The organism is Enterococcus sp. DIV2402 (genome assembly GCF_017426705.2).
GTDB classification, from domain to species: domain Bacteria; phylum Bacillota; class Bacilli; order Lactobacillales; family Enterococcaceae; genus Enterococcus_F; species Enterococcus_F lowellii.
This window is the reverse complement of sequence record NZ_CP147251.1, coordinates 1992856-2009188: the sequence shown is the minus strand read 5'-3', so window position 1 is coordinate 2009188 and position 16333 is coordinate 1992856. Positions and strand designations below refer to the sequence as shown.

The 16333-nt window shown below is 34.6% G+C and carries 23 protein-coding genes; 18 read left to right on the top strand and 5 right to left on the bottom strand.

Annotation, left to right across the window (positions count from 1 at the left end; genetic code table 11):
* Position 1: 1 nt before the first annotated feature.
* A complete protein-coding gene (locus DOK78_RS09760) occupies positions 2–1162 on the bottom strand; it encodes an MFS transporter (protein ID WP_207940535.1) in 1161 nt (386 codons plus the stop codon).
* A gap of 11 nt (positions 1163–1173) precedes the next feature.
* Positions 1174–2082 carry an AraC family transcriptional regulator gene (locus DOK78_RS09755; RefSeq protein WP_207940536.1) on the bottom strand — a complete coding sequence of 303 codons (909 nt, stop codon included), beginning with the start codon at positions 2080–2082 and terminating at the stop codon, positions 1174–1176.
* Positions 2083–2228: 146 nt separating this feature from the next.
* On the opposite strand from DOK78_RS09755, the gene DOK78_RS09750 reads away from it, so the two are divergent.
* From DOK78_RS09750 to DOK78_RS09720, 7 genes are all read left to right on the top strand, one after another.
* Positions 2229–2417 (top strand): hypothetical protein, encoded by a 189-nt coding sequence (locus DOK78_RS09750; protein ID WP_207940537.1) that lies wholly within the window; start codon positions 2229–2231, stop codon positions 2415–2417.
* Between the two features lie 62 nt (positions 2418–2479).
* Positions 2480–2704 carry a DUF2829 domain-containing protein gene (locus tag DOK78_RS09745; protein WP_207940538.1) on the top strand — a complete coding sequence of 75 codons (225 nt, stop codon included), beginning with the start codon at positions 2480–2482 and terminating at the stop codon, positions 2702–2704.
* Positions 2701–3441 carry a 3-oxoacyl-ACP reductase gene (locus DOK78_RS09740; RefSeq protein ID WP_207940539.1) on the top strand — a complete coding sequence of 247 codons (741 nt, stop codon included), beginning with the start codon at positions 2701–2703 and terminating at the stop codon, positions 3439–3441. Before DOK78_RS09745 ends, DOK78_RS09740 begins: the two co-directional genes overlap by 4 nt.
* A 120-nt stretch (positions 3442–3561) precedes the next feature.
* Complete coding sequence (locus DOK78_RS09735) at positions 3562–4071, top strand: QueT transporter family protein (RefSeq protein WP_207940540.1); 510 nt, start codon at positions 3562–3564, stop codon at positions 4069–4071.
* Positions 4072–4150: 79 nt separating this feature from the next.
* On the top strand, positions 4151–5029 hold the full coding sequence (locus DOK78_RS09730; protein WP_207940541.1) for a PhzF family phenazine biosynthesis protein: 879 nt from the start codon (positions 4151–4153) through the stop codon (positions 5027–5029).
* Between the two features lie 12 nt (positions 5030–5041).
* Positions 5042–5818, top strand: a complete 777-nt coding sequence (locus DOK78_RS09725; RefSeq protein ID WP_207940542.1) for a PhzF family phenazine biosynthesis protein — start codon at positions 5042–5044, stop codon at positions 5816–5818.
* A 13-nt stretch (positions 5819–5831) separates the two neighbouring features.
* Entirely contained in the window at positions 5832–6656 is an 825-nt protein-coding gene (locus tag DOK78_RS09720) for a dihydrodipicolinate synthase family protein (protein WP_207940543.1), read from the top strand.
* Between the two features lie 130 nt (positions 6657–6786).
* Here the strand turns inward: DOK78_RS09720 and DOK78_RS09715 are convergent, their stop codons facing one another.
* Positions 6787–7788, bottom strand: coding sequence for an ROK family transcriptional regulator (locus DOK78_RS09715; protein WP_207940544.1), 1002 nt, complete (start codon positions 7786–7788; stop codon positions 6787–6789).
* Between the two features lie 156 nt (positions 7789–7944).
* Here DOK78_RS09715 and DOK78_RS09710 point away from each other — a divergent pair, with 156 nt between their 5' ends.
* Complete coding sequence (locus DOK78_RS09710; RefSeq protein ID WP_207940545.1) at positions 7945–8748, top strand: HAD-IIB family hydrolase; 804 nt, start codon at positions 7945–7947, stop codon at positions 8746–8748.
* Positions 8749–8840: 92 nt separating this feature from the next.
* On the opposite strand, the gene DOK78_RS09705 is transcribed toward DOK78_RS09710, so the two are convergent.
* Positions 8841–9254 carry a MarR family winged helix-turn-helix transcriptional regulator gene (locus DOK78_RS09705; RefSeq protein ID WP_207940546.1) on the bottom strand — a complete coding sequence of 138 codons (414 nt, stop codon included), beginning with the start codon at positions 9252–9254 and terminating at the stop codon, positions 8841–8843.
* A 64-nt stretch (positions 9255–9318) separates the two neighbouring features.
* Here DOK78_RS09705 and DOK78_RS09700 point away from each other — a divergent pair, with 64 nt between their 5' ends.
* The 9 genes from DOK78_RS09700 (at position 9319) to DOK78_RS09660 (ending at position 14541) form a co-directional block, all read left to right on the top strand.
* Complete coding sequence (locus tag DOK78_RS09700; RefSeq protein WP_207940547.1) at positions 9319–9759, top strand: GNAT family N-acetyltransferase; 441 nt, start codon at positions 9319–9321, stop codon at positions 9757–9759.
* 42 nt (positions 9760–9801) lie between these two features.
* The gene (locus tag DOK78_RS09695) at positions 9802–9975 is read left to right on the top strand and encodes a DUF6366 family protein (RefSeq protein WP_207940548.1); all 174 of its coding nucleotides are present in this window, start codon (positions 9802–9804) and stop codon (positions 9973–9975) included.
* 16 nt (positions 9976–9991) lie between these two features.
* Entirely contained in the window at positions 9992–10210 is a 219-nt protein-coding gene (locus DOK78_RS09690; protein ID WP_207940549.1) for a hypothetical protein, read from the top strand.
* A gap of 147 nt (positions 10211–10357) precedes the next feature.
* Positions 10358–10690, top strand: a complete 333-nt coding sequence (locus tag DOK78_RS09685) for a type III secretion system protein PrgN (RefSeq protein ID WP_207940550.1) — start codon at positions 10358–10360, stop codon at positions 10688–10690.
* Between the two features lie 335 nt (positions 10691–11025).
* Complete coding sequence (locus DOK78_RS09680) at positions 11026–11907, top strand: cation diffusion facilitator family transporter (RefSeq protein WP_207940551.1); 882 nt, start codon at positions 11026–11028, stop codon at positions 11905–11907.
* A gap of 280 nt (positions 11908–12187) precedes the next feature.
* Positions 12188–12718 (top strand): GNAT family N-acetyltransferase, encoded by a 531-nt coding sequence (locus DOK78_RS09675; RefSeq protein WP_207940552.1) that lies wholly within the window; start codon positions 12188–12190, stop codon positions 12716–12718.
* The gene (locus DOK78_RS09670; RefSeq protein ID WP_207940553.1) at positions 12709–13077 is read left to right on the top strand and encodes an ACT domain-containing protein; all 369 of its coding nucleotides are present in this window, start codon (positions 12709–12711) and stop codon (positions 13075–13077) included. Before DOK78_RS09675 ends, DOK78_RS09670 begins: the two co-directional genes overlap by 10 nt.
* 12 nt (positions 13078–13089) lie before the next feature.
* Positions 13090–13881 carry a GNAT family N-acetyltransferase gene (locus DOK78_RS09665; RefSeq protein ID WP_207940554.1) on the top strand — a complete coding sequence of 264 codons (792 nt, stop codon included), beginning with the start codon at positions 13090–13092 and terminating at the stop codon, positions 13879–13881.
* Positions 13882–13923: 42 nt separating this feature from the next.
* The gene (locus DOK78_RS09660; RefSeq protein ID WP_207940555.1) at positions 13924–14541 is read left to right on the top strand and encodes a histidine phosphatase family protein; all 618 of its coding nucleotides are present in this window, start codon (positions 13924–13926) and stop codon (positions 14539–14541) included.
* A gap of 139 nt (positions 14542–14680) precedes the next feature.
* On the opposite strand, the gene DOK78_RS09655 is transcribed toward DOK78_RS09660, so the two are convergent.
* Complete coding sequence (locus DOK78_RS09655) at positions 14681–15568, bottom strand: AraC family transcriptional regulator (protein ID WP_207940556.1); 888 nt, start codon at positions 15566–15568, stop codon at positions 14681–14683.
* Between the two features lie 107 nt (positions 15569–15675).
* Between DOK78_RS09655 and DOK78_RS09650 the strand changes: the two genes are divergently transcribed.
* Positions 15676–16176, top strand: a complete 501-nt coding sequence (locus DOK78_RS09650; RefSeq protein WP_207940557.1) for a GNAT family N-acetyltransferase — start codon at positions 15676–15678, stop codon at positions 16174–16176.
* Positions 16177–16333: the final 157 nt, after the last annotated feature.

Below are 16333 nucleotides of genomic sequence, written 5' to 3'. Positions count from 1 at the left end.
TTTACCCCTTTAATAGTTGATTTAATCGTTCGGTACTAAAAAGCATTAATAAAGCGAAGAAGGCTAGGAAAAATGGATAAATGGCAAGAGAGGTAACTGACGCTAACCAACCAAAAAATGGCGGGACAAAAGTTGTTCCAACATAAGCAAATGCCATTTGAATACCGATGACGGACTGTGAATACTCCTTACCAAAATTAGTAGGTGTCGCATGGATAATCGATGGATAAATCGGAGCACAACCGACGCCAACAATAATTAATCCAGATAATGCCCAAAATGTTTGGCTACTTGGTAAAAGGATAAAAAGTAGACCAATTAGAATAATCCCTGTGCCTACACGAATTAATTGTTTGTCCCCTAAACGGTCAGCAATAAATCCACAAATGAACCGACCAAAAGTAATCCCTAAAAAGAAAAAGGCAGCAAAACGAGCAGCGATATCCGGATGAATATTTTTGGCCGTTACTAGAAAGGTGCTTGCCCATAACCCGGTTGTTTGTTCAACCGCTGAATAAGCAAAAAAGGCAATTAAAATAGCCCAAATTCCTTTGAGTTTTAATATTTCACTAAAACTTAACGCTTTTGTTGTCGAATCACTAGTATAAGTATCTTTTTGTCGTTTCCAGAGTGGTAGGCTGAAAAATAATACGGCAGTTAAAATCAGCTGTAAGATACCAATTGTTCGATAACCGTTATTCCATGATTGTCCGTTTGTTAAATAAAAACTCATAATATATGGACTAATCGCTGCTCCGACACCCCAGAAGCAATGCAGCCAATTCATATGACGAGAAGTATAATGCAAGGCAACATAGTTATTTAATGCTGCATCCACAGCACCAGCACCTAGACCATAAGGAATCGCCCACAACACTAATGCTAAGAAGTGAGTAGAAATAGAAAAGCCAAATAATGCAATTGCTGTTGTTAACACACTTAATGCAGTGACCAGACCAGCCCCAAATTTGCGTGTTAATTTATCCGAAAATAGACTAGAAACAATTGTTCCACCAGCGATGGTCATAGTAATAATCCCAGCATAGGACACTGAAACCTGCAGTTCTTGGTGCATGACAGGCCAGGCTGATCCGATTAAGGAATCCGGTAAACCTAAGCTGATAAAAGCAATATAAATAATGGCGAGTAGTAATGAATACATCTTGTTCTCCTTTAAAAGTAAGTTTTTAATTTATTGTTTTTACGATAATGCAGAGGGGTGACACCGTATAATTCTTTAAATTGTTTTCCGAAATAACTTGAAGTAGAAAAACCACATTTTTTGGTAATTTCTTCAATTGATAGTGTTGAAAGTTTTAATAGTTTGCTTGCTTGAAACAAACGATATTCGTTAATGTATTCCATCGGCTTTTTATTAGTAAATTTTTTAAAACAACGAAAACATTCTGATCGACTAATCCCAATTTGTTTACATAATTCATCAATGGTAAACTTATTTGCATAATTTTGATAAATGTAAGATAAAATCGCCTTGGTTTCTTGTTCTTTTGAACGATGAGGTGCCTGAATCATAGGATTTTGTGTATCCACATACTCCACAACTAATTTCCAAACTTTACTTGCTTGAGTAATCGCTTCTAATTCAAAATAAGGCATATTGGGTGTTAAGCGTTGCCCGCTTTGAATACTGTGAAGTAATTGTTTTTGACTAACCGTTGTGGGTTGTAGATGAAAACCTTGAATCGAACTTTCAATAATTGGTTGAAAATATTTTTCAAACAATTGAGGTGAGCCTTGTGTTAATAATGTATGGGGAAATAAAAAACCAAAAATTTGATTCTCTTTTTCTTGATTATCGGCAATGGCCATATGTAAGACGCGAGCATTAATAAAAAAACCATCTCCTTTTTTTAGCTTAAAATGGGTACCATTGATAAAATAATCAAATGAGCCAGACAGTACATAGCCAAATTCAAACGAATCGTGCCAATGACAATTTAATGTATCATCTTTTAATTCACTATAGTCATCCACCCAACAGTCATATAAAAAGTTGTTAACCGGATAATCAAATTGTTCTTCTAAATTCGGTGTTACTGGAATTTCACGATAGTTTTGCATACAGCCTCCTTTGATACTATTTTTATATTTAAACGAAAATTATTTTATAAATATGATATAATTGATACTATAATAATATTTTTGTTTTTCGTTTTTGTCAACGGAAATTGAGATAAAATATAAAATAGTAGAAAGAGGTGGCGTTAATGAATAAAAAAACGTATTTTATATTGAAAATCATCTATTTTCTAATCCTAATTGCTGCAATTTTTGTGTTTGGACTAAAAATATATTTAGGTAATAAGATATATATTGTTGTTTTAATATTGGTAATCTTTGGATTAACCAAAGATTTGTGGTTTTTTAAAAAGAAAATAAAAGAAAAAGATACTTAAAGCGAGGATGGTTTTCTAGTCTGTTTTATGTTACAACTAGGAGAGAAAATGGAGGGATACTAATGACATTTGAAGAAATTTTACCAAAGTTAAAACAAGGCAAAAAAATTATTCGTGAAGGCTGGGGTGGATTCGAATTATACGTCACGCTTGTTTCAGGAGAAGAATATGAGGGTTGTCCGGTCACGCCTTATTTTTTAATTAAAACATCCGATGAAGGCTTTTCGAGCTTTGCACCAACCGTTTGTGATATTTTGGCGGATGATTGGAAAGTCGTTGAAGAATGAGCGAATTTAAAAATAAAATAGTGTTTGTTACAGGTGCGGCTTCAGGTATTGGTTATGAACAAGCTAAAGCATTCTTAGAAGCTGGAAGTTTGGTTTTTGGTGTAGATATTCAGCATGATTTTGGCAACTTATCTGCCCATAGTCATTTCAAATCATTTTCAGGTGATTTAAGCCAGGATGAAATTTGTCAAGAAGCCGTTTCAGCTTGTCGGAATTCCTTTGGTGACGTGGATATTCTTTTGAATACTGCCGGAATTTTAGATGACTATCAAACAATTGAGGAAACCGATCTTGATTTATGGCAAAAGGTTTTAGCGACTAATTTGACAAGTATGTTTGTGATTACAAAAGAAGTTTTACCTCAGATGCTTAAAAAAGCTTCAGGTACTATTATTAATATGGCATCAGTAGCGAGTTTTGTTGGTGGTGGCGGTGGTATTGCTTATACGTCAGCAAAACATGCAGTGGCTGGTTTTACAAAACAATTAGCGTTAGATTATGCTGGAAAAGGAATCCATGTCAATGGACTGGCACCAGGAGCAATTCAAACACCGATGAATGCTGCTGATTTTGCTGGAGATGGTGCGATGGCAAAATGGGTAGCAGAAGAAACACCCATGAAACGTTGGGCTCAACCAGAAGAAGTTGCCGCTGTTACGCTCTTTTTAGCAAGTGAGCAAGCTCGTTACATGCAAGGAACAATTTTACCAATTGACGGAGGCTGGCTATTAAAATAAAAGCCTTGCAAACTGAACATTTTTCATTATCATGAATAATAGTGGTTTTCCACACTGCGACACTTCAATCCTTTGGTCGCAGTTATTTACCAAGGCACGTCCTTGCAAAGGAGAAAAGACATGAATAAAGAAAAAACACGTTCAGTTACTCATTGGACAACACAAGAAATAGCAAAAATGGCACTAGTTACGAGTTTATACGTCGTTGTAACGGTCGGATTATCCGTTATCAGTTTTGGTGCTGTACAAATTCGATTATCAGAGATGTTTAATTACTTCGCATTGTATAATAAACGCTATATTTGGGCGGTAACATTAGGCGTTGCGATTGCTAACTTCTCTTCACCGAATGGCTTAGTAGATGTTGTTGTTGGGAGTGTCGGTACGTTTTTGGTATTACTTGTAAGTGTTTATGCAACGAAACGAATTCAAACTATGAAATATAAAATGGTGATGACCGCCATTGTTTTTGCAGTATCTATGTTTACTGTAGCTGGACAATTAACCCTTTTATATGGCTTACCCTTTTTCTATAACTGGTTAATTATCGGTGTAGGAGAACTACTTTCGATGACTGTTGGTGGCATGATTGTTTATACCATCGGCCAAAAAATCGATTTAACAAACTAATTATAAACGCGTATCTAGGATTGAAGATACGCGTTTTTTTCTAGTATAATAAATGACAACACGCAAAGGAGGTTTTTCGATGAAAATTCAAGTGGAACATATTGATGCATTCAGTTCATTACCAAATAAAGGGAATCCTGCTGGTGTGGTACTCAATGGTGATGACTATACAGAGGCAGAAATGTTGAAAATTGCTGCAACTGTCGGCTTTAATGAAACTGCATTTGTTTGCCAGTCAGAAATTGCGGATTTTCAATTCCGTTATTTTACTCCTGGACATGAAATGAATTTATGCGGACATGGTACAATCGGCGCAGTCTACAGTTTGTATCGTCATAATCGGTTCGCGGCAAAAAAATTTACAATTGAAACAAAAGCTGGCGTTTTACCCATTCAAGCAACAGTTGAAAAAGAACAATTAGTTGTCACCATGCAGCAGACTACGCCAAAATTCCGAAAATTCAATGGATCAACGGCACTTTTAGCTAAGGGATTGGGTTTAACTGAAACTGCGATTGATTCACGCTATCCGATTGTTTATGGTAATACAGGAATTTGGACACTCGTAGTTCCAATCAAGGAATTAGCCAGCTTTCAACAAATGGTTCCAAATAATCAACAATTTCCTGAAATATTAACTGAAATTCCTACAACATCGATTCATCCATTTTGCTTTGAAACAGTCCATTCAGACAACGATTTACACGCACGCCATTTTTCTTCACCTTATTCAGGAACGGTGGAAGACCCCGTCACAGGGACAGCTTCAGGCGTGCTGGGTGCGTATTATCAAACATATGTCAAAAAACAGACATCACCACAGACTATTTTCGTAGAACAAGGGATAGAAATGAATCGAGATGGTCAGGTAGTCGTGCATGTAACTGGTGACGACCAATTACAGATAGCCATATCAGGAACTGCTGTGTATGTAGATACAATCGTTATTAACTTATAAGGAGCCAACGAGATGAAACAATATATTGTCGATGCCTTTACTCAAGAAGTATTTAAAGGAAATCCAGCTGCTGTGTGTATTCTGGATACTTGGTTATCAGATAGCCATCTACAAGCAATTGCCTTAGAAAATAATTTATCTGAAACAGCATTTGTTGTAAAAAAAGCGGGCCACTATCATTTACGTTGGTTTTCGTTAAATGGCGAAATTGATTTGTGTGGTCATGCAACATTGGCAGCAGCCTATGTAATTGCCAATTTCTACGAGCATACGGCAGAGTTGATTTTTCACACGATGAGTGGCGACATCGCTGTTAGTCAGCAAGAGGAACGTTTTGAAATCAGCTTTCCTTCATTTGATTTGGAAGAAGTTACGATTACAGATGAACTTGTTGCGGCAATAGGTTGTCAACCAACAGCAGTGTATCTGGGAAGAGATTTGTTGTGTATTCTTGATACAGCAGAAGATGTTTACCGTGTCACTCCAAATCAAGAAAAAATTGCTGCATTAGACGGATTATTATTGCATGTGACAGCTAAAAGCGAGGGAGAATATACCTGTGTTTCTCGAACCTTTGCGCCAAAATTAAATATCGCCGAAGATTCTGTATGTGGGAGTGGGCATTGTCATATTGTTCCTTATTGGGCAAAAAAATTGCAGACTGAGACAATCATTGCTTATCAAGCATCTGCAAGAGGAGGTATTTTATACGGTACTTATGCGGGTGATCGGACTAAATTAGCCGGGTATGCAACTTTGTTTGCAATAGCGGATATTTTCATTTCATAAAGGAGTTAAGATAATGAAAACAAATTTACAATGTGCGTATCACATAGCTGTTCCAACGGCTTTTTTCAAAGATGAAGAATTAAATGTTTCCGCAACAATTCAACATGTGTCTCACCTCCAAAGACAAGGAGTGTCTTCCGTTTTAATTTGTGGTTCAACTGGAGAACAGCACAGTCTTACTCTGGAAGAAAAATTAGCTTTAATTGAAGGCATTGAACAGACTGTTTTCCCTGAATCTTTTGAAATTCTGTTTGGTGTCGCCAGCATTCGTCAAAAAGAGGCAGAACTATTGGCTCAAGCAATTGCTCATTCAACAAAAATTGCAGGCGTATTGTTAGGTTTTCCACCTTATATTTTACCAACCCAGCAAGAAGCAAAAGCTTATGTTTTAGCAATAGCAAAAATCATTCAAAAACCAATTATTCTATATAATAACCCTAAACGAACGGGTTTTGATCTTGCCGTTGCAACGATGAATGAGTTAATGACCATTCCTCAACTTATTGGATTGAAAGAAGCCGGCGTGTATCAACGAATTTCGCAGTTTCATCTCCCTAAAAATCGTAGCTTTTATTTCTATGCAGGTGGTGAAGCGAATTTAGCTGAAAAAATTACGTTAGGCTTTACCAGACTATCTTCCATTGGTGGCAATCTCTATCCAAAAGAAATGGAACAATGGTTTCAAGAATTATTAGCCGGAAAAAACAGTCCTTTTTGTCATCAAGAAGCACTAGATGAATTATTTAGTGAGAGCGTACTACCTGCACTCAAGCAAGCCATCAGTGAGAATGAAGGCATTAAAATGGGAAGTGCCCGTTTACCGTTGGGCAATACTTAGGAACTAAAGACATCATATAAAAACAAAAACTATTCGAACGATAGCAAGTGAGGAACACTAATTCTGGTGAATTCGCAGACACTTATCGTTCGGATAGTTTTTATTGTTAATAGACGTGTTCATAGCCCCGTTATAATTGATAAATACTCTCCGAAGTTACTAACCAACGTAGGCCATAAGTCAAGGCCGTCTGAAAATCTTCTACAAAGAGTAAGTTGGGTTGATTGACTTGTTTCGCTAAAAGAGTGGATTGTTGGATTGCTTGGCGAATAGTTGCTTCTTCAACTGAATCCGCAGAGATGATAAAGGTATCTGGAGCAAGCACGGCATTATAGATGGCTAGAATTTCTAACAAACTGGTCATAAATGCTGCAGTAGTATCTGGCGTAGCCGCGTCAATGAGGTGGGGAAGGAATTTTGCTTCTCCTGCTAAATTATGACCACCTTCAATCAGTCCGTCGTTCGCATAAATGGTAATTCCTGGCATACTATTTTCGGGATAAAAAATACCCACAATAGTTTCTAACTTACTTAGTTTTTGTTGAATCGTGGTACCCACGGTTAATAAATGCGCATCATTTTGAACCAATAAAGGGATTGAAGAATGCTTGGACCATTCGTTTTCAAACTCCCAATAATCGAATAAACTTTCCCAGCTAGACAGAACAACGCCATTATAAATTTTTCCGGGAAAAGATAAACCGATTTTAGTTAAATCAAAACCTAAGTGGATAAAATGGGTGAGTTTCTCTATAAAAAATTCCATTGAGATATCGGTAAAATCAAATCTTGCGTCATATTTGACATCTCCCGCTAAATTGACAATTTTTCCAACGATACATAAGGAGCGTTTCGCATGGATTTGTTGTTCTTGGATACTAAGCAATAGAAAATGGCTCAAGTCATAATTGAAATGATAACAAATGGCAGGGCGTCCCAAAGGTGGTTGGACCATTTCGCCTTCGATGATAATATTTTCTGCAACTAATTCTTTGACTAAGGTATTGATTGTCACAACGCTAATTCCGGTTTCCTTAGCCATCTCAGCTTTTAAGGCTGTACCTTTTTGAAAAAGAAAGGATTTGAGGATTGCTAAGTTTTTATCTCTAATTAGATTTTTGTTTTTAGACATTGTTAGCCTCCAATTTAATTAAATAAGTTAATTAATAATAGCTTCAATATAATATAGATTCACGGAAAAGTAAAACGTTGACAGAAATCTTATTGACAAGTTTTATTATAATTAATATACTTAATTAATAAGTTTAACAAAAGGAAGAGGATAGCGATGATTAAATTAATTATTACCGATTTAGATGGAACTTTTTTAAATAATAAAGGAGAATTCGATAAAGCTTATTACAAAAAAGTGCGACAACAAATGAACGAGCAGGATGTTTATTTTGCTGCATGTACTGGAAAACAATGTGAGCGAGTGGAAGAACTTTTTGGCGATGAAACCAAAGATATTTGGATTTTAGGTGATAGTGCGACTCGTATCAAACATGAAGGTCAGTATGTCTATGAATCACTTCTTCCGAATCAATTGGGGCGTCGAATGATTGCTAAGTTGGCTACAATTGCTTCAGATCACGTGATTATCGCTTGTACACCAACTGCAGCATTTATTCAAGACTCTGTTCCAGAAAATGAAGCAAAAAAAGTGCGTGGTTCGTATGCTGTTGTAAAAACATTGGCTGATTTACAAAAAATCGAAGAAGATTTTGTTAAAATTACGATCTATGATCCGAAATTACGTTGTTTTGATAGTGTCTTAGAATTGGAGGAATTTAAGAATGAGGCGTATATTGTTGCTTCAGAAGCCGCGTGGATTGATATTTCAAATTACGGTGTGCATAAAGGAACAACAGTAAAAGAATTGCAACAGCTCTTAAATGTCACAGAAGCAGAAACAATGACTTTTGGCGATGGATTAAATGATGTTGAACTGATGCAAGCTGCGACATATAGTTTTGCGATGCGTAATGCTTTTGAAGAAACAAAAAAAGCGGCAGCATTTGTAACTACTTCGAATGATGAAAATGGTGTCTTATCAACAATTGAAAAGATATTAGCTTTACAAGCAAAATAAGCCAAAAACAAACATATCTATAATTTCATAGATACGTTTGTTTTTTAGATACAGTTGCATTTGCAACTGTATGTGGTAAAATAAACCCAACATTAATTAGTTAGGTTTATTTTTTGTAATAATTGATTGAGTAGTTGTTTTTCTTCCAAAGTCAATTGTTGTAATGCTTGCTGAATATAGTAGCTTTCAAGCGTATGTAATGTCTGATAAATTTCTTGTGCTTTTGGGGTAGGGAAGAGTTGATTAAATTTTTTATTCATAGGATTGGTTTTTCTAATTAAATAATTTTCAATCTCTAGTTTTTTTAATGCACGACTGAGTGTGGTTTTATCAATTTTGACTAGTTGTGCTAATTCAGACTGAGAGATACCTTCATTTTCTACAATACGAATTACATACAAAAATAAATTATTATCTAATTGATAAGTAGCCGCATATTGATTCATATCCGTTGTTGCTTGTCTGGAAATCGAACCAATTAATCGAAATAGTGCAATATCATTCATAATGAAACTCCTTTATGCTTGTTGTTCACTATTTTACAGGATTATTTAGAAAAGAGGAACTGCTATGTGGAAAGTGAAAGGCTTAAAAGAATTGACTAGTGAGGAATTGTTAGAGGTTTTACGTTTAAGGATTGATACATTTGTCGTGGAACAAACACGAATTTATCATGAAGTAGATGACTACGATAAAGTTGCTTATCACGTATTTTATCAAACTGAACAGGGAGTCGAGGCTTATGCCAGAGTATTTAACCTTGAAGATCATGTGACGTTTGGGAGAGTTGTGATTCAAAAAACTTTACGTGGAACTGGTCAAGGGAAAGAGTTAATGACACATATTTTAGAAACGTGTCAAACGTATTTTAAAGGACAAGAAATTGTGATTGAATCGCAAGAACAGGTAGTATCCTTTTATAAAAAATTTGGATTTGAAATTATTGGAGAAACCTTTATTTTTGAAGGCACACCGCATGTGGAAATGAAATTAGAAAAAGCTGTGCTATAATTATATTATAAGTAATAACTCTACAGAATGGAGGCAAAGGAGATGAAGAAAGACATTAAAAAACAACATCCAATTTTTGATGTAGGTGGGAACCTCAATCGTTTCATGACTGGCAATCATGGTGATCAGTATCATCAAAATAGTTGGAAAGATACCTTAATTATGATTGGGATTGTCATTGTTGGCTATATTGTGTATGTGACATTTTTTAAATAAGAAAGGGGCAGTAGTGATGGAAGAATCGATTTTTTTCAATAAAGGTAATGCAATTTCTTCAAATGTTGATTTGAAAAGTTTATATGAAACCGCGCAAATCGAAAAATATCGTGGAACGAATGAAAAATTTGTTATTGTACAGAAAAATCGTGACGGCGAGTATATTTTATTTAACAAAACGGATTTCGACCAGTTAACAGATCGCGAGGAATATCAAATTGTGGAACATATTTAATTTACACAAATAAAAGGAATGAGAAGACGAATCGTTGCTCATTCCTTTTTTGTCTAAAAAATTGGCTTTCGTTAAAAAAGGGTGCTATGATAAGGATAATTACTATTATTGCGTTCGCGATATACATAAAAAGGAGGCACATCAAACATGACAATCAATACTTATGTATACCCCCATCCAATCAATGTTTTTGTTATTCGTGACTTAGGTGTTTCATTAGATCGATTGTGCGAGATGCATGGTTTCAAGCAATCAACTGTTGCTTCTTGGATTCATCGAGATCGTCGCATTGAATCACTGCCCGTATCGTTTATTTATGCCTTATCTTTAGCATCCAGTCGTAGTATGAATACAGTATATAGTCGCTTACTAGCTTTACAAGATGACTATGATAAACAATTGGCACAGAATAAAAAGAAGGCAAAAGAGCGCCTAGAAGATGTAGCAGAAGCAATTCCTTTACAAGATACCATGGAGTAATTGGAGAAAATCCTCGTTTTCCGTGCATAATGAGGATTTTTTTTATGTCAGATAATACAAAAAATTCCTTCCAACCATATCACTCAAGCATTCACTTTACTCGATTCTTTTGTTCTCTACTCATTATTGCGTATATAATAAAATAAATATTACATGTAGCTAAACGTTATTGATTGTTGCTAACAAGTGATTTTTAAGGATTGTTGATTCCATTTTTTGGTGCACTGAAACCTAGGTTATATGTGCTACCAAAAACATTACATTTCTCAAATGTTCACCTTTTTTCAGAAAATTTTTTGTATGATAAGAGCACTCATATTAATGGAGGGATAATCATGCACAAAGATAGACAACAAGACCTCAAAAAAGCTGAAACCGGTGCAATTCTTAGCATCGTTTCCTATATTATTGTCACTGTACTAAAATTAATTGTCGGAAATTTCGCCAATTCTAAAGCACTTATTGCGGATGGATTAAACAATTCTACCGATATTATTGCCTCAATCGTCGTATTCATTGGGTTACGAATTGCTCGCAAACCCGCAGACAAAGATCATACGTATGGCCATTGGAAAGCTGAAAATGTTGCTAGTTTGATAACCTCTTTTATCATGCTATTGATTGGATTAGAGGTACTTTATTCATCGATACAAGCCATTTTGAAAAATGACATGCATAGCCCTGATAGTAGTGCCGCAATTGTGGGTGTAGTTTCTGCAGTTATCATGTATGGTGTCTACCTATACAATAAAAAATTATCTGAAAAGGTACGTAGCTCTGCACTATTAGCTGCTGCAAAAGACAATCGAAGTGATGCCTGGACCAGTATAGGAACATCTATTGCTATTTTTGCTGCTTCCTTCAATTTAGGTTGGTTAGATAGTTTAACTGCAGTCGTGGTTGCTTGTTTAATTCTAAAAACAGCTGTCGATATTTTTAGAGAAAGTGCTTTTTCGCTATCAGACGGTTTTGAAGAAGACTTGTTAGCGGAATATTCGGAAGCAGTGAAACAAGTTGCTGGCGTAGATGAACTGGTGTCCATTCGTGGTCGTTATTATGGCGCAAATATCTTTTTAGATGTTGTTATAAAGGTAGATAAAAATCTAACAGTCGAAAAAAGTCACGCCATCGCGGATGAAATTGAAACGATTTTATATGAAGAATTTCATGTATTTGATACCGATATTCATATTGAACCATTTAAACAGACTAGTTGAAAAACTAGCTGTTTTTTTTTTGACCTGACATTTGTAATTATTATATGAGAGGTAATTCTACAAGAAAAGTTTCATCAAGCTAATAAATAAGCTTTGCAGATTTCAAAAATTGTGATACGTCATGAAATGTTTTCGCATTGCAAATGGAAATAAGTTACAATCAATATATTGATAATCGTTTTTGGTGAAGAAGAAATTCAACAATAGAACACTTTTCTTTTTGAAATAGTCAAAATAAAATGAAACAAGGAGTAGTAGAGTGAATAAAGGAGTTGAATAAATGATTTTAGAAACCAACCGTTTACGTTTACGAGAATGGCGTGCCGGAGAAGAGACCATTTTAAAAACATTTTTAGGTTCTGATGAAGTAATGTATGCTTATGAAGGTGGATTTAATGACCAAAAAATCATGGATTGGCTATCTTGGAACCTCGCTTTATATCATGATAAAGGATATGGTCTTTGGGCAATTGAAAGAAAATCAGATGGGAAGGTTATTGGTGAGTGCGGATTAACCAATCAAACCATTGATGACACAACTTATTTAGAAATCGGTTATCATTTAATATCTAATGAGTGGCACAAGGGCTATATGAGTGAAGCTGTGCAAGCAGTTAAAACCTATGCATTTGAAGTACTAAAAGCAGAAGAGGTAGTATCGATTGTACGTGATACCAATCTATCATCAATGAATGTGGCTATTCGTAATGGTATGACAGTATTTAAACGTGTTACGAAACATTATAAAGGCATAGATATGCCACATTATATTTTTAAAGTCAAAAAAGGAGCTGATTTATCTTGTTATTAACTGTTTTATCAGAAGAATTCTCAGTCATTCAAGTATCCGACATATCAATGATTGATTTGGCAATCTCACCACTTTTTATTGGACAAACTACAGATGAAATTTCTGTTGTTTTACCCACGAAAGCTATCACGGTTTCTACATTAAATCGTGAAGATTATTGGAAAGTTTTTAAAATTGACGGAGTTTTGGATTTTAGCTTAGTAGGAATTTTAGCTAAATTAGCAACTATCTTAGCTGAACAGTCAATCAGTATATTTGCCCTATCAACATTTAATACCGATTATATTTTAGTTAAAACCGCTGATTTTGAAGAGGCTAAGAAAGTCTTGCTTCATCAGGACTATCAGATTCAGGAATAAAGGGAGGTATTCATGGAAAATCCCCAAATTATTTTACGTCAAACAATAGATGTACAACTTTATCAGAAAATTAAAGAGTTAGAAACAATTTGCCTTCAGAATGAGGAAGTTGATTCGTATAAACTAGAACTAGATTATAAATTAAAGAATAGTATGTCTCATGAAAATAATCAGAAAATCAATGAATTTTTATATTTTATAAATAACAACTTAATTGGTTATCTTGGCATTTGCGATTTTGATAACGAAGTATTAGAAGCTACTGGAATGGTTCATCCCAATTTTCGGAATCAAGGTATTTTTACTCAATTATACACTCTTGTTCAAGATGAATTTAATAAACGACCAGCCAAAGAATTATTGTTTATTTGCCCCAAAGATTCAAACACCGGTATTCAGTTTATCGAAAAGAAGCAAGCAGCGTATCATCATGCTGAATATGACATGTACTTAAATAGTCATTCATTTATTCCTATGAATAATTATCATTTAGAGCTAAAAGAAATCGACACTCAAAAACATCTTTTTAATGGGCGAATAGGAGATACAGTGGTCGGTCAAGTTCGTATCGAAGTAGTGGGGGAACTTGGAGGAATTTACGGCTTAGAAATATATCCTAGTTTTCGTAGACAAGGATATGGGCGTGAATTATTAATGCAAACCATCGAAAAACTATTAACTTTGGGAATCAAGAACGTATTCTTACAAGTTGACACTATTAACGAAAATGCGCTATCTCTCTATCAATCTTGTGGATTTATTGAAAAAAATGTCATGAATTATTATTCGATTTCTAAAAAATAAGTTACTACTGCAAAGTTGATAGCATATAAAAGAGGAGAAACTATGAAAACCATTATTACCATTCAACACACGGAATCCATTCATCACTCCAATGGTATGATTGGCTCTTGGACAGATTGGGAATTATCAGAAAAAGGGCATCAACAAGCCAAACGACTTGCTGAGAGACTGGCACCCACCATCGCTTCTCAAAAATGGCTACTGTACAGCTCTGATTTAAAAAGAGCGCAGCAAACAGCACGCTATCTTGCAAAAAGTTTGGAAATAGAACTTCATTTGAGGGAAGAATTACGTGAAAGAAATTTAGGAGAAGCTGTTGGAAAATCGGTGAAGTGGTTTCAAGATCGCTTAATTCCCGAAGAAACAGTTTACGATCGTCTCATTCCGTCTGCTGAATCTCGTAGCGAATTATGGGAACGTCTAGTACCGATTGTCCATGAAATTGATGAATCCGAACAAGAAAATTTTATTTTAGTTTCCCACGGTGACTGTCTTAGTGTTTTCAATGCCGTATGGTTAGGTCTTGAAAAGGAAACATTAAATACAATGGATTTCTACGGTCAAGCAGGCGGTGTATCTTTTTTGTATGATGAGGGTAGAAAAAAGAGAATTCGTAGATTAAGTGATATGTCATTTGTAACTGAGTTTATTGAGCATTAAAAAGAGAGAGTGAAAAGAAACAAAATTGGAGATATTATGCAGATTTTATAGACTTGGACGGCCATTTATGAGAAGTACTTTTGAATAACTTTAACCAGCTCCATCACTCCTGTCTCTGAATGTAGCTGGTTACTATTTTCTAATAAAAATCTTTATATTGTTTTGGTGGGTAACCAAATTGTTTTTTAAATGCTTTGATAAAGTGACTTGATTGATTAAACCCTACCTTTAAAGCTATTTCTGAAATAGACGAATCTTCCTTTAATAGCAAATCTAAACTTCTCTTAATTCGGTAATTAATCAAGTAGTTATATGGTGTAGTGTGTGTAAATTTTTTAAACGTACGTGTACATTCAGAGATACTGATATTGGTAATTTCAGCAATGTCATTTAATGAGGTATCTTCAAAATAGTGTTCATGGATAAATTGAAGCATGATTTGCATCCGTTCATAATGCAGATAAGATTTAGTTGAAATTTCTTTGTTTGGAATCTCTTTGATTGCTCGGATAAGGATCAACCAAGACTCTACAAGTAAAATTGAAATCTGATACTGCCACGCAAAGTCTCTTTCTTGAATCGTTAAATAAATTTCTTCTATTTCTAATAAGTTAGCAAGGATTCTATTTTGCCAAGAACTGTCCAAATGAAGTGTTAGGTAAGGAAGGACTAACTTTTCTGTATACGGATTTACATAATTTATTTCTAGTCTACTATTAGGAGAAAATCCCAATAATTCTTTTGGAAAATTGATGCTATGATACTTCGAATTTGTTTCCATTTCAATCATTTGATGAAGGACGCCACTATTTATAAATATACCTTCATTTTCTTGAAGTATAAGATCCTCACCATTTATTTGAATCGAAATCTTTCCTTTTTTTATAAGTGTAAACTGTAATTCCTCATGCCAGTGTAAGTCATTAAAGCCACGCCCTTGAGGAATAGTTCCAGTCATATCCGTTTGATAGATTTCAAAGGGGAAGCGAGGGTCATTGTATTGATTTTTTTCATATAAAATAGTCATTTAAATCACCTTTTGACGATATTTTGTTATAATTACGCAGAAATTTTGCTATAAATATTCTTTTTTTGATGATATTATTATATCATTAAATTCATAGGAGTGAAATGATGACTATTTTATTTTCAGCATATAAGCAGGAACATTTAAAACAAATGACCGATATGTGGAATGCAGTATTATTGGACGGAAATGCTTTTCCTGGAGAAGAATATTATTCAAAAGCTAGTTTTGATAATTATTTACGAGAACAATCTTTAGTGACTTGTGTCTGGCTAAACGGAGAGTTAGCAGGTTTCTTTGTGATTCATCCCAATAATATTGGACGGTGTGCGCATGTGGCAAATGCAAGTTATGTAATAGATAAGAAATTTCGAGGTAAAGGAATTTTTAATCATATGGTTGGGCAGTCGTTGATTCAATCTAAAGAATTAGGATTTTTAGGCATGCAATTTAATGCTGTTGTGTCCACAAACTATGCTGCGATTAAAACATATATTAATCATGGATTTGAGATAGTCGGTACTATTAGAAATGGATTTCGTATGAAAGATAATAGTTTCTCAAATATGTATGTGATGTATCGAGATTTGGAGAACAAATGTAGTTAGATGACTACATTTTATTTTTAGGAATAGTTATAACTTTTTACGATAATCAATAACTTCATTTACAAAAAACGCTCAGTATAATATTTATATTATTGGGCATAAGTAAACAAAATTTATTAAACACATGGAGAAGAAAAATTATGAACAATTGGAAAAT

Coding starts and splice junctions, on each gene's coding strand:
- DOK78_RS09760 (WP_207940535.1), bottom strand. CDS start 1,162: ATGTATTCATTACTACTCGCCATTATTTATATTGCTTTTATCAGCTTA.
- DOK78_RS09755 (WP_207940536.1), bottom strand. CDS start 2,082: ATGCAAAACTATCGTGAAATTCCAGTAACACCGAATTTAGAAGAACAA.
- DOK78_RS09750 (WP_207940537.1), top strand. CDS start 2,229: ATGAATAAAAAAACGTATTTTATATTGAAAATCATCTATTTTCTAATC.
- DOK78_RS09745 (WP_207940538.1), top strand. CDS start 2,480: ATGACATTTGAAGAAATTTTACCAAAGTTAAAACAAGGCAAAAAAATT.
- DOK78_RS09740 (WP_207940539.1), top strand. CDS start 2,701: ATGAGCGAATTTAAAAATAAAATAGTGTTTGTTACAGGTGCGGCTTCA.
- DOK78_RS09735 (WP_207940540.1), top strand. CDS start 3,562: ATGAATAAAGAAAAAACACGTTCAGTTACTCATTGGACAACACAAGAA.
- DOK78_RS09730 (WP_207940541.1), top strand. CDS start 4,151: ATGAAAATTCAAGTGGAACATATTGATGCATTCAGTTCATTACCAAAT.
- DOK78_RS09725 (WP_207940542.1), top strand. CDS start 5,042: ATGAAACAATATATTGTCGATGCCTTTACTCAAGAAGTATTTAAAGGA.
- DOK78_RS09720 (WP_207940543.1), top strand. CDS start 5,832: ATGAAAACAAATTTACAATGTGCGTATCACATAGCTGTTCCAACGGCT.
- DOK78_RS09715 (WP_207940544.1), bottom strand. CDS start 7,788: ATGTCTAAAAACAAAAATCTAATTAGAGATAAAAACTTAGCAATCCTC.
- DOK78_RS09710 (WP_207940545.1), top strand. CDS start 7,945: ATGATTAAATTAATTATTACCGATTTAGATGGAACTTTTTTAAATAAT.
- DOK78_RS09705 (WP_207940546.1), bottom strand. CDS start 9,254: ATGAATGATATTGCACTATTTCGATTAATTGGTTCGATTTCCAGACAA.
- DOK78_RS09700 (WP_207940547.1), top strand. CDS start 9,319: ATGTGGAAAGTGAAAGGCTTAAAAGAATTGACTAGTGAGGAATTGTTA.
- DOK78_RS09695 (WP_207940548.1), top strand. CDS start 9,802: ATGAAGAAAGACATTAAAAAACAACATCCAATTTTTGATGTAGGTGGG.
- DOK78_RS09690 (WP_207940549.1), top strand. CDS start 9,992: ATGGAAGAATCGATTTTTTTCAATAAAGGTAATGCAATTTCTTCAAAT.
- DOK78_RS09685 (WP_207940550.1), top strand. CDS start 10,358: ATGACAATCAATACTTATGTATACCCCCATCCAATCAATGTTTTTGTT.
- DOK78_RS09680 (WP_207940551.1), top strand. CDS start 11,026: ATGCACAAAGATAGACAACAAGACCTCAAAAAAGCTGAAACCGGTGCA.
- DOK78_RS09675 (WP_207940552.1), top strand. CDS start 12,188: ATGATTTTAGAAACCAACCGTTTACGTTTACGAGAATGGCGTGCCGGA.
- DOK78_RS09665 (WP_207940554.1), top strand. CDS start 13,090: ATGGAAAATCCCCAAATTATTTTACGTCAAACAATAGATGTACAACTT.
- DOK78_RS09660 (WP_207940555.1), top strand. CDS start 13,924: ATGAAAACCATTATTACCATTCAACACACGGAATCCATTCATCACTCC.
- DOK78_RS09655 (WP_207940556.1), bottom strand. CDS start 15,568: ATGACTATTTTATATGAAAAAAATCAATACAATGACCCTCGCTTCCCC.
- DOK78_RS09650 (WP_207940557.1), top strand. CDS start 15,676: ATGACTATTTTATTTTCAGCATATAAGCAGGAACATTTAAAACAAATG.